This is a genomic window from Niameybacter sp. (assembly GCF_036655075.1).
Classification (GTDB): domain Bacteria; phylum Bacillota; class Clostridia; order Lachnospirales; family Cellulosilyticaceae; genus Holtiella.
Genome location: NZ_JAVVQU010000006.1, coordinates 32718 through 45348, shown reverse-complemented (window position 1 = coordinate 45348; position 12631 = coordinate 32718). Strand labels below are relative to the sequence as shown.

At 37.8% G+C, this 12631-nt stretch carries 11 protein-coding genes; 1 reads left to right on the top strand and 10 read right to left on the bottom strand.

Going from position 1 to position 12631, the window contains the following annotated elements; translation table 11 throughout:
• Positions 1-8: 8 nt before the first annotated feature.
• The 4 genes from RRY75_RS03140 to RRY75_RS03125 all read right to left on the bottom strand — a co-directional run bounded on the left by RRY75_RS03140 (position 9) and on the right by RRY75_RS03125 (position 4051).
• Positions 9-1151 carry a BMP family ABC transporter substrate-binding protein gene (locus RRY75_RS03140; protein ID WP_332527258.1) on the bottom strand — a complete coding sequence of 381 codons (1143 nt, stop codon included), beginning with the start codon at positions 1149-1151 and terminating at the stop codon, positions 9-11.
• Positions 1145-2470, bottom strand: coding sequence for an amidohydrolase (locus RRY75_RS03135; protein WP_332491165.1), 1326 nt, complete (start codon positions 2468-2470; stop codon positions 1145-1147). Before RRY75_RS03135 ends, RRY75_RS03140 begins: the two co-directional genes overlap by 7 nt.
• Positions 2471-2701: 231 nt before the next feature.
• Positions 2702-3265: a phosphodiesterase gene (yfcE, locus tag RRY75_RS03130; RefSeq protein ID WP_332491167.1), complete on the bottom strand. Its 564-nt coding sequence runs from the start codon at positions 3263-3265 to the stop codon at positions 2702-2704.
• 24 nt (positions 3266-3289) lie between these two features.
• A complete protein-coding gene (locus RRY75_RS03125; RefSeq protein WP_332491169.1) occupies positions 3290-4051 on the bottom strand; it encodes a sugar phosphate isomerase/epimerase family protein in 762 nt (253 codons plus the stop codon).
• A gap of 410 nt (positions 4052-4461) precedes the next feature.
• On the opposite strand from RRY75_RS03125, the gene RRY75_RS03120 reads away from it, so the two are divergent.
• Entirely contained in the window at positions 4462-5142 is a 681-nt protein-coding gene (locus RRY75_RS03120; RefSeq protein WP_332491171.1) for a Crp/Fnr family transcriptional regulator, read from the top strand.
• Positions 5143-5192: 50 nt separating this feature from the next.
• Here RRY75_RS03120 and RRY75_RS03115 read toward each other — a convergent pair whose 3' ends face one another.
• The 6 genes from RRY75_RS03115 to RRY75_RS03090 all read right to left on the bottom strand — a co-directional run bounded on the left by RRY75_RS03115 (position 5193) and on the right by RRY75_RS03090 (position 12552).
• Positions 5193-5759: a YeeE/YedE thiosulfate transporter family protein gene (locus RRY75_RS03115; RefSeq protein ID WP_332491173.1), complete on the bottom strand. Its 567-nt coding sequence runs from the start codon at positions 5757-5759 to the stop codon at positions 5193-5195.
• A 1-nt stretch (position 5760) separates the two neighbouring features.
• Complete coding sequence (locus tag RRY75_RS03110; protein WP_332527257.1) at positions 5761-6345, bottom strand: YeeE/YedE thiosulfate transporter family protein; 585 nt, start codon at positions 6343-6345, stop codon at positions 5761-5763.
• A gap of 262 nt (positions 6346-6607) precedes the next feature.
• A complete protein-coding gene (locus tag RRY75_RS03105; RefSeq protein ID WP_332491177.1) occupies positions 6608-6805 on the bottom strand; it encodes a cold shock domain-containing protein in 198 nt (65 codons plus the stop codon).
• Positions 6806-7114: 309 nt separating this feature from the next.
• Positions 7115-9019 carry a beta-N-acetylhexosaminidase gene (locus RRY75_RS03100; RefSeq protein ID WP_332491178.1) on the bottom strand — a complete coding sequence of 635 codons (1905 nt, stop codon included), beginning with the start codon at positions 9017-9019 and terminating at the stop codon, positions 7115-7117.
• A gap of 157 nt (positions 9020-9176) precedes the next feature.
• On the bottom strand, positions 9177-9887 hold the full coding sequence (locus RRY75_RS03095) for a response regulator transcription factor (protein ID WP_332491180.1): 711 nt from the start codon (positions 9885-9887) through the stop codon (positions 9177-9179).
• Positions 9877-12552: a sensor histidine kinase KdpD gene (locus RRY75_RS03090; protein ID WP_332527256.1), complete on the bottom strand. Its 2676-nt coding sequence runs from the start codon at positions 12550-12552 to the stop codon at positions 9877-9879. The genes RRY75_RS03095 and RRY75_RS03090 overlap by 11 nt, the downstream gene beginning before the upstream one ends.
• Positions 12553-12631: the final 79 nt, after the last annotated feature.

Below are 12631 nucleotides of genomic sequence, written 5' to 3'. Positions count from 1 at the left end.
GTTTTTACTTATTGTGCACTTTTAATGATAGCTTGTAAGTCTTCTTGGCTCATCCCAAGTGCTGTGATTAACTCTACTTCACCATTTAATAACGTAGCTTCTACCTCTTGTACTTGTGTACGGATTGCTTCTGTTACAACCGTTTCGTAGATTGCATTATTTGCAAGACCTACTGCTTGATCTTTGAGTCCTAACTCTTCATGTGCGCCAAATGTTAAGCTATCTTTAAGATAAAGTTCTACACCACGAGCAATTGATGTATCAAGATGTTTAAGTGCTGATGAGATGATGTGATTAGCTTCTTCTTTCCCTTCATAAGCTAATGCTTGGTCAGAGTCTACACCAATTACATATTTCCCTGCTGATAAAGCTGCTTCAATTGTACCTGTTGAAGCTGGACCTGCTGCTACAAATACTGTATCTACGCCTTTAGCATATTGTGCAAGTGTTAATTCTTTTGCTTTTGCTGTATCTGTGAATGAACCTACATAAGAAACTTCTACTTTCATTTCTGGGTCAATGAACTGAGCGCCTTGAATGTAACCTATTAAGAAGTCGTTGATAACAGGTGATGTATCACGTGCACCTACAAATCCGATTTTTTTATCTGGGTTTGCAAATTTCATATCTGAAGTTGTTGTAAGTGCCGCAAGTGCACCTGCTAAGAATCCAGCTTCATTTTGTTTGTAACTCATAGAGTAAACATTGTTTAAGTCATATTCGTCATAAGCTACGTCTGTATCAAATACGATGTATTTTTTATCTTGGTATAAAGGTGCATTATTTTCAATGTGCTCTTTCATATCCCAAGGACCTGTAACGATAATATCTGAATCAGACTCTGATACGTCAATAAATGCTGGTTCAAATTTTGTTTTATCAAAACCAATTTCAATGGTTTCTGTTTCAACTTGGTCACCAAATTCTGCTTTAATTTTGTCCATACCTGCTTGAGCGGAGTCATTGAATGCTTTATCTCCAAGAGAACCTGTTAAAAGAAGTGTTACTTTTACTTTATCTTCTGTTGTTGCCCCCTCACCTGATGGTGTTGATGGTGTTGATGGTGTTGCTTCACCACTACTACAGCCTACAAGTGTTGTCATTGCCATCATACCTACTAATAATAAACGACCAAATTTTTTTCTTAACATGTTACATCCTCCAGTTTGTACATTCTAGTTTGATTTAAGTTTTCTAAAGTTTTGAGATACTCATCTCTTGTAAAGATTGGTTTAAAGTTTGCTTTGATTGCTTGAACTTTTTCACCTTTATCACTTAATAGGTCTACTACTGTGCCTACAAAATAATGTACTGGGACAGTGTATGCCATATGCGTGTCTTCTGTTTGGAAGTCTTTGCCATGAAGGGTACCCATGAATCCACCTGTACCAATTTCAACAGTTGGGATGATTGAAGAAATATCTCCCATATCTCCTGATGCAAAGCCATGTCCATCTCTTAAAATACGTTCTGGTTGTATATATGCATCAAAATTGTCTTCCACTACTTTTGTCAGATTTCTATCTTGTCTTAATGGGAAATATCCTGGTGTATCTGTAATTTCTACGTCACAGCCAATAGCAAGTCCACCAGCTCTTAACGCTCTATTTACTTTTTGGTTTGCATTCATAATGGCTTCTACTGATTTACCACGAATGTACATATCAAGGGTTGTACGTTCTGGAATAGTATTAACAGATTGTCCACCTTCTACAAGCATAAAGTGTACACGAATGGCATCTTCTTCTTTAAAGGTTTCTCTTAAGAAGTTAATCCCCGTCATTGCAAGGTTTGCTGCATTTAAAGCATTAATCCCTTGTGATGGATTAGCACCAGCGTGAGCTGCTTTTCCATGGAATACAGTACGTTTTTTGATGAATCCATTAAGGGTTGCATCGACTTCTGCATCGTATGGCATGCCAGTACCCATTGTATGACAAGAAAGGACTAAGTCTATATCTTCAAAGATGCCTAAGTGAATCATCTCTTGCTTACCTGAAGCATATTTAATTTTTCCTTGTTCCATTAACTCTTGACGGTAGTCAAAGTCTACAAACTCTTCAGCCGGTGTTCCAATGAAGCTTACTTTTCCACCCAGTGCGTCCACAATACCCGCCTCTTTAAGTGTTGCAAGTACACCAAGCATGACACCTACTTGAGCATAGTGACCACATGTATGTGCACCTTGATCTAGTGGATTGCAGTAAGGATGTCCATTTGTAGGTACTGCATCTAAGTCGCATACTAAACCGATATGTGGGCCTTCTTTACCACTGTCTACAGTAGCAATGATTCCAGTATATGCAATCTCCTTTGTATAAGGAATATGATAGGCCTCTAAAAATTTTATAATCTCATCTACTGTCTTAAATTCTTTGTACCCAAGTTCAGGGTTTTTAAAAATTTCCTCTGCTAAGCTAATTACTTTTTGAATAATTGGTTTAGCTACTTGCTTTGCACTTGTCTTCATGTCAATTCTCCTATCTGCTGTTAACGGCGTAAATATTTCCCGAACTTTTATCTTCTATACCACAATAATATTCGATTTCTCTCATTCAAGCAATAGATTTTTACGTGCTTTCAAAAAGTTCCTTTATTGTGGTGTTTAGTGTTTTTTTAAGAAAAATGCTCTATTCTACAAAAGAGTCTACTTACTATATATATTCTAGAATAAGTAGACTCTTTTGTAGAATAGAAAATCTTAGATTTCTCTTCTGAACGATTTGACTTGGTACCTTTTAAGCGATTCACCCTCTAAAGTAAAAATCTCTAACTGACCTTTTTCATAGATGGCATAAGTGGCAGGACGCCCTTCTTTGGGTAGGCTAATAGACCCTGGATTGCACTGTATAATCCCTGCATGTTCTTCTATTTCCCATAAATGCGTATGCCCATACAAGAAGACGTCCCCTTTATTTAAAAGTGGCAATTGTGAGGGTTGATAGTGATGCCCGTGAGTTGCAAAAAGTTTGATGCCCTCATCCATAATAATGGTATACTCGGCTAAACAAGGAAAACTCAAGACCATTTGATCAACTGTAGTATCACAGTTTCCACCTACACAAATAATTTTTTCTTTATAGTCATTGAGGAGCTGAACCACTTCGCCTGGATTATGTCCTTCTGGTAAAGGATTACGTGGCCCATGATACAGCACATCGCCTAAAATCAGCATTAAATCACATTGCTTTGCTTTAAAAACATCTAACAGATGTTGTGTACGGCTACTTGAGCCATGTATATCTGAAAAAATTAAGTACTTCATCCTTTTTCTCCTTTAGCGTGTTCTTTAGATTAACTTTTGTTCCATAAGCCATTCAATAGACCTTTTAAGTTCTACTTCATCTGAAACTTCTAGGCTCCAATGGGCATCAGGTGCCGTAACTCTAAGTTGACTTAATACATCCTTCATGGGTATCGTTCCATTTAAAAGCCCAGCATGTGCGTCCCTACTTCCATCATTATTGTGAAGGTGCACATAACCAATTCGATCTCCAAGTCCCTGAATCCACTCGTTGACACTTCTACGACTATAGGCCTTTACATGTCCTACATCTAGGCATACCTTAAAGTGAGGATGGTCGATGGCATCTATAAGCTGATGTAAGAGTTGCCAATCTAAGTCCAAGACATTTTCCACATAAAATGTACAATCCTCTAGCTTATCTTTTAAGAAGTCTTGCCAAAAATGAATCACATTTTCCAGCCAATACACATCTGGATAAGTATTGGGCATATACCCAGTATGAAAAATCATATGCTTAACTCCAAAAGTCTTTGCTGCTTGATAGCCTGCCTCAAAACGTGTGCGTGCTAATTCTCGTACTTTCTTGTCACAAGTTCCGGGAAGTAGGTCTAAGAAAGGTCCATGAAAGGTCAAGGGTGTCTCTTGGGACAAGGCACTAAATTCTTTTTGATAATGATCTATCGATGCTTCTACATCATCTAACACAAAACCTATACTGAAGCTAATCACTTCTAACCCTATAGGATAAGCTTCTAACAATGGGACTAATCTATGGGTTTCAAGTAATTGAGAAATATAAAGCACGGCGTTCTCCTTTCTATTTTAAATAAGCGGTAGCCGCTCTTCTTGATCCCCTTTTGGTCTTGTAGACACTTTAGGTTTTTTAGGTTGAGGCTGAGGGAGTGCATGATAAGTTGCTTTCATAAAATCTATCAGAAAGGGTACATCCTCTAAATTCTCTAAGATTAAGTGAGGTTTAGCCCCCTTATAAGGACTTGCTTCTATTAAAAGTAATCGTTCCAGCCCCTTTTAACTGTTCACAAACGTACTGGACAAACGCTAAAGATGATGCCATGTCATCCCCTCTTTTCTCTTTTGTTGTGTGCTTACTTATCAAAATATAGGAAATCCCTCATAAAGTAAATAGTTTTTTATGGTATATTACTGCTATTTTCTCTATACTATGTATAAATACCAAAAAATGGAGGCTATTTATGATTAATCGTGAAGACCAAAACTTTCTCATTCACACTTTAGACTTCTGGAACCACTTAACGTCTAATCAACAAGCCCTTTTATTAGAACATACAACGACTGTACATTACACTGCTGGGCAAAGATTACATAGAGGAGACCGGGATTGCATCGGGGTTCTTTTAGTTAAAACAGGCTGTTTGCGCACCTATTTACTTTCCGATAAAGGAAAAGATGTCACACTTTATCGGCTCTATGGTGGTGAATTATGTGTACTCTCTGCTTCTTGCATCTTGAAGAGTATTACCTTTGATGTCCATATGGATGTAGAAGAAGATGCTGAGGTCTTACTCCTTCACACCTCTTACTTTGCTAAGCTTATGCAAGAAAATATTTATGTCGAGAACTTTGCCAATAAAATAGCTGTTGAACGTTTTTCAGACGTGATGTGGGTAATGGAACAAATGCTCTTTTTCAGTTTTGATGAGCGCCTTGCCCTTTTCCTACTTGATGAATCTTCTAAAACAAGCAGCACCACACTCAAGCTCACACACGAGCAAATTGCTAAATACATGGGCAGTGCCCGTGAAGTTGTCTCACGTATGTTGAAATACTTTGAGCAAGAAGGTCTCGTATCCCTTTCTCGTGGTGGCGTAACTTTACAAGATAAAACTAAACTTAGAAAACGTTTCCTTCCCTAACAAAAAGAGGATAGCCCCTATATGTATATAAGATGCTATCCTCTTTTTTGTTAGCCATTTTTTTTAAAAGGATGCCTTGGTAAGATGCTTGCAATCACCATAAACAAAACCCCTACACCGAGTAACCCAACATAACCGACCTCAAAGACTGCCTGAAACGCCTCTGAAACCTGAAACCAAGTCAGACGCCCTAAATTCATAGCATCAAAAAGGCCCTTTTCCTTAAACCAACTATAGCTCATGGAAAATACCCAAGCGCCAAGCAAACCTCCCAATAAAGCAACTATTGCCTTTTTGAAGCCACCACTTGTAGTGGCTACCACACAAGTACCCGGACAAGTCCCAAGCCCTCCAAACCCTAGACCAAATATAAGCCCGCCTACAAGTACACCTAAGTGGGTCTCTTTAATGCTCAAATGCGTGATATCAAAAAGGCCAAGTAAGCTCGTCACTGCCAACAAAGTGCTTCCAAACCCTATAGCAAAAAAGATAATTTTCATCAACCTTAAATTTTGAAAACGTAGCATACTTAAAAGTTTTTGTGGATTAGAGGCACCCACATAGTAAAGGGCTGCGCCAAAAAGTCCACCTAATACAATGCCTGATGCAACATTCATCTTATCGTCCTGCCTTTCTCTTACTATAGATCTGCACTAAAAGTGCAGTAGGTATTGCTACTACAAACACAGCCCCTGCAAAAATATACCCACTTACGCTCCCTTGCATCATTCCACTCATCATATGTCCACTCGTACATCCATCTGCCATTCTAGCGCCAAATAAAATTAAAAATCCACCTACAAAACTAGGTAAATATAATCTTAGAAAACCTTGTTTATCTTGATACAATCTTGGCACCTGACCTACATTTGACAGATAAGAAGGTTTTTTCTTGCGATTTAGAAGATAAACTAGGGTTCCCCCTAAAGGCATTCCGAGCACAAAAGCCAAATCATAATTCCAAGGATCTTTAATTTGCTTAGCCAACTTTCCTTCATTTTTATCATAATAGGCATTGCTACTTTGATACCCACTTTCTCTTGTAGCATCTGTTGTAATCATACCAGGATCTACCATACTGTGCAGTATGCCACTTAACACACTAAACTGTGTAGAAACACCTATCGGCTTGACAATGAAAATAGCCAAGAAAAAGACAATCCCCAGAACAAGGGCATTTTTGAGCCAGTTTGAATTTTCCATTTTTGTACACTCCTTTTATTTTTTCACTTATATCCTTAGTATATCCAATTTTTTGTATTTTTTCTGTAACTTTGTCACTTATTTGTTCAAGCATCTTTCTATCTTTTAATTTGGCTCTGTTAGACAATACTGAGGAGAGAGTACAAAAAAGATAAAGAAATTTTCAAATAGATGTTGATAAAGACCAAACAGATCATTTAATTTTTGAACATAAAAAAAGAGATAATCTTGCTAGGCAAGATTATCTCTTTTGAAGCTTAAATTAAGCTTTAGTTACGTTTTCAGCTTGAGCGCCACGTGGACCTTTAGTAATATCGAAGTTTACTTTTTGTCCTTCTTCTAATGATTTGAATCCATCTCCTTGGATAGCTGAGAAATGTACGAAAACGTCATCTCCGTCTGCTCTTTCGATGAAACCAAAACCTTTTTCTGCGTTAAACCATTTAACTGTACCTGTCATTTGAGGTACCTCCTTGTATTTTATTTCTGCAATCCTACTGAAATAAAAAATTCACATATTATTACAGACTACATTCAGTTAATAGATATAATCTCTAATATTATGTGAAGGGCATTCAACAACTTGGAAATTTATAAATATCGACTAATATGTACCTAGTATACCGTAAATAGAATTCTTTGTCAAGCTGGATTACAAACTTCATAAAAAACACTAGTATGTTTTTCTACTATACTAGTGTTTCCCTTTTATTTTATTTTATTCATCTTTTTCTACAAAGCTTATTTTTAGCTTGTGTTGTTGCATTGATTAAGTTCTGCCTACTCTATTTGGCGAAATAATTTCATGCCACCAAGCGCCTGGAATAGAAAGTGGTGCTGCTTCATCTAGATTGCAATCAAAGCGTAAACGTTCATATTCAAGTTCTTCTATTGTATCTATTTCACCTTTAATATAACTCTCTAGTGTTTCCCTAGCTACTTCCATCCTTGTAAGTAGTCCACCCATACGTTGGTCTTGGATTTCAAGACCAGACATTTTGTTCTCCATCTTCCACTGCTTACGAATGGCTTGGTGGTACGTACGAAGGTCTTGGATTAAAGTCTCCATATCCCCTTTGTAGCTTGCCATAGCTTCCCTATTCTTATCTTGATACGCTTTTTGCAAACGCACGCCCATTTCAGATTTTAATGAAAGAATTTTGGCATTTAGATAAATAGGCATAAATATATATTTCCATTTAGGATTTCTTACTACTGCCCTTTCAAGTTCTTGAGCAAGTTCTGCGTAAAAAGCATTTGTCTCGCTATAGGTCACATGTTTATCAAAAAGGCCCATGAGCACATCTTGGAAGAAAAGATATTTACTCGGATTAACAGAACATCTACCAGGAGATGGGTTATCTGGCAAATGGTTGGCACTATCTAAGAGTAAGAAGTCCTCCCAAGTTGCACCTGTAAAGGTTTCAAATCTAGAAGCTAACACTTCCTCCCTTAGTACCTCTTCGTAGCATCTTTCTGCATAAAAGACTAGGCTGGGTAAAATAGCAAAAGTTGCACACTCTCCACCATTATCTCCCCATGCTGTTACAAAAATTTCTTGGATACCCTGCTTCACACATGCACGTAACGCTTGTTCACTCACATACAAACTAAAGGTATTGTCAGGCACTATACCTCTCCATCGCCACGCCCCTCCTGCAAAGAGTGTTGTGTTGGAAAGCTTTTTGTGTTGTTCTAAAATCATATTATAGTGGCTTTCTTGCTTGTTATAATAGTCCCAGAAAATAATCTGAATATCTTTTGGAAGTTTTGCAAGCACCTCATGAGCGCCTAAATCACAGTTGGCATCGTAGTCTCCACTGACACTTAATAATCTAAAGAACATATCACTCCACATCATTGGCTTCATCTCATATTTACGACAAATCTCCACCACGCGTGTTAAGTGCTCCACCATAATTTCAATCCGTTCTCTGTAGCCATGTTGCTTTAAGTATTTTCCAAGTCCTAAATTATGAGCTTCATCCATTCCAATATTAATTCGTCTACTTTCAAAGTGGGTCGCCGCATGTTTCACCATCGCTTCAATCAATTCGTAAGTTTTCTCCTCCCCTACTAGAAGGGTATTCTCACAATCCATCACTTCTTCAAAAGCACGCCATCTAAGTGTTGCACCTAAATGAGCAAGGGTTTGAATGCAAGGTATGACTTCCATACTAAGCTTCTTAGCGTAGTCTACAATTTCTTTAATTTCTTCTTTCTTGTAACTGCCCCTCATATACCCAAAGTATGGATAGCCTTCTAATTCATAAGTATCTTCTGTATAAAGTTGAAGTGTCTTATAGCCCATAAGCGCTAAATAACGCATAAACTGCTTAACCGTTTCTACTTTTAACACAGCATTTCTGGAGCAATCAATCATCACACCTAGACTTTCAAATTTAGCAACTTGTTTAATAGGTGTTCGGTCTATACCTGTTAAGCCCTTCTTTTTTGAAAGTCTTTCTTTCACAAGTGCAAGCGCTCTTGCATAGGTAATGGGATGGTCGTAACCAATCACAATTTCCGTCTCATTGAAGTGTACTTCTAAACCTTTTTCTATTTGAACTGCTCTTATGTGACATGTATAAGCTTCGCTCTCAAAGGCTATTTCTTCTAAAAGGTGTCTAAGCACCTCATTCTCTATAGGTTGCCTCCCTATAAATTGAATCATATCTTTCAACCTCCCCAACTGTATCATATTGTTTCTATTATTATATCATTAATCTATAAAACCCCTATAAAATAGTCGTAAAACAGCTCTATTTAGAAGGGTTTTGTAAACTAATTTCTGCTTTTTGTGTTCATTAGTTTACGTTTTATTTATCTTCTTAATTTTTTTCTATTCTCACCATACGATACCCTATCCCTATATGTGTTTGTATGTACTTGGCTTGGCCTTTATTGGGTTCTATCTTCTTCCTTAATGTCGCCATATACACCCGCAAGGAAGATAGATCACTTTCAAGCGCATTCACCCAAACTTTGTCCAAAATGTATTGATGGGTCAAAACTTTTCCTACATGCTTTGCTAATAGGCAAAGCAAACTATACTCCATAGGCATCAAATGAATCTTCTCCTCACCTAACTTGACGGTTGCTGCTGCATAGTCAATGGTTAAGTCCCCATTTTCAAAGAGGGCTATTTCCTCTGTTCCCTGACTTTCTAAGTATTGCAAGCGGCGTAAGGTCGACCGAATACGTGCTAAGAGTTCCTCTACGCTAAAAGGTTTGGTCAAATAGTCATCTGCCCCTGCATCCAAGGCTTCTATTTTGTCCCTATCATCACTTCTCGCACTGATGACAATAATCGGAGCTACTGACCAGGTTCTTATTTTTCTAATCACTTCTACACCATCTGTGTCCGGAAGCCCTAGATCCATCAAAATGATATCTGGCTTATGGGACACCGCCATCAAGAGTGCCTCACTACCGTCACTTGCTGTCTGATACTTATATTTTTGTGTCTCAAGTGTAGTCATGATTAAATTTCTAATAGGTGCATCATCTTCTACTACTAATATTTCCACCTTATCCTTCATCTAAATGTACCTCCTCTGCCTTCAATGTAAATCTAAAAATTGTACCTCTTGGTTTGTTGTCATGGACAGAAATCTCCCCTCCATGAGCTTCTATAATCGACTTACAAAGTGCAAGCCCAAGTCCCATCCCACGTCTACCATCTGCAACAGACTGACCCATTGTAAAGAACATATCAAATAGCTTAGTTTTTTCCTCATCTTTGATGCCTTGACCATTATCTATCACTTCTATGACAATCATGTCTTTTCGTTTTTTCGTACGAATTTGAATTGTTGTACCAGGTGGTGTATATTTGATTGCATTATCTATCAAATTGATAAATACTTGAATAATCAACTTGGTATCCATCTTAGCCATAAACAAGTCATTTTCTTGGTGTACCACAATCTCATGGTCTTCCTTCTTCTTACGTAGATGTCCTAGTGCCTCAGTAATAACTTCATCTACCAGCTCACCTTGTAAGCTTAGCGCCATTGTCCCATTTTCTATACGGGTAACAGACAATAAGTTTTCTACCAAATTGATAAGCCACATCGCATCTTCATAAATATCTACATACAGTTGCTGTTTTTTTAATTCATTAATCTCATCGCCATTACTGATAAGCACACCCGCATTGCCTGAAATACTTGTAAGTGGTGTACGTAGGTCATGTGAGATGGAGCGGAGTAAGTTGGCACGCAACTGCTCCTTTTGAAGTTGTATAGCGGATTCCTTTCTTTCCTTAATAAGCATTTCTTTTTCAAGAGCTAAGGCACACTCATTTAAAATAGCCCCCATCAATCCTTGCTCAAAAGTCTGCATAGGTTTACCTTTCATATCAATTCCTACTACACCAAAAACTTTTTCTCCACTTCTTACAGCCAAATATAAATACTTGACGCCTGGAAGAGTACTTGTGGAAAAACCTGCGTGCTTATTGTTTTTGTATACCCAGCTGGCCACGCCTAATTCCGCCTGGTCATACGGAGTCATCTCCCTTTCCTGGACACTTCTCCACTCAATAGGCTCTGGATGCGTATCTGGATTACCAAAGTAGAACAAAATATTTTTTTCTAAAAGTTCACTGAGTTGTTGCGCCGTATAAGCTGCAATTGCTTCACCATCTGCTGCCTTTTGAAACTTCTGACTGGTCTCAAGCAGAATCTCTGTACGGTAAGATTTCATCACCGCCTGCTTTGCATGTTGCTTAATCTTTTGCATTAACGTTGTACTCACAAAAGCCATAATAAACATGATAACAAAAGTAGCTATATACCCTGGGTCATAGACTGAAAAAGTTTTTATAGGTTCCGTAAAGCAATAGTTAAAAACAAGGACACTTAAAACACTTGCAAGGGTACTGCATAAGCGATGCTTTGTAAACAAAGAGGTAACCATTACACCTAGCAAATAGACCATAATCAAGTTAGCTTCACTAAATCCCCAGTAGGCAAACAAGTAAGAAATAGCTGTAGAAGCACCTAATACAACGCAAGAAACTAAAATATCTTTTAAAATATAATTTGTTTCATATTTCCATTTTTTCTTTCTCTTGTTCACATATTCCTTCTCATAACAGTCAGGAATGACAAAAATTTCTATCTGTGGTGCCAACTTAGTCAACTTTTCTGAGAAACTTTCCATTACCCCAAACCTAGAACGCTTGGTATAGGTCCTTCCTAATACCACCTTTGTCACTTTTGCAGCCTTAGCATACTCAGCAATTTGTTCTACAATGTCATCCCCATAAGAAGTAACAGTTTTAGCGCCTAGTTGTTCCGCCAATCTTGTATGACATCTGAGCCTTTCCATATCTTCTTTTGAAAAATCCGAAAATGCGGAGGTCTCTACAAAAAAAGCAGTAAACTTTCCATGAAAGGCTTTTGCCATACGTGCTGCTCTACGAATAACCTTTTCATTAGAAGGAGATGGAGATAAACAAATCAAAAGATGCTCTGCTGTACTTAACTTTTCTTGAATCAAGTTCACTCGGTCTGCCATTCTTCTTAAAGCTACTTCTCTTAGGGCAATTAAATTGTCCTCTGTAAAGAAGTTTTGCATAGCACGTCCCGCTTGTTTTTCCTTATAAATCTTCCCAAGCTTAAGCCTTTCTAAAAGCTCCACAGGCTCTAAGTCAACTAATTCTACCTGACTTGCACCATCAAATACAAAATCTGGAATTCGTTCTTTGACGACGACTCCAGTTAAACTCGCCACAACATCATTCAGACTTTCTATGTGTTGTACATTAACTGTTGTATAGACATCGATTCCTGACTTTAAAACTTCTTCTATATCTTGATAACGTTTAAGGTGCCTACATCCTTCTCCATTGGTATGTGCCAGTTCATCCACTAAAACAAGCTGTGGCTTACGTATAAGGGCACCATCTAAATCAAATTCTTTCAATTCAATATTACGATAATTCATTTGAAGAGGTGGTAAGACTTCAAGCCCATCTACCCTCATCATCGTCTCAGGCCTTGTATGGGGTTCGATATATCCTGCAACCACATCTGTACCAGCTTCTTTTGCCACATGCGCTGCTTCTAACATGGCATAAGTTTTTCCAACGCCTGCTGCATAGCCAAAAAATATTTTGAGCTTTCCTCTATATTTTTGGCGCTCTTCTTCTTCTAATTTTCTAAGAATCACATCCGGATTACGTTGCTCCTCATTCATGTGTTTCCCTCTATCCCTCAAAAAATATGTGCATATATAAACTTATACTCAAGTTATACATATGCACATTATATCAACT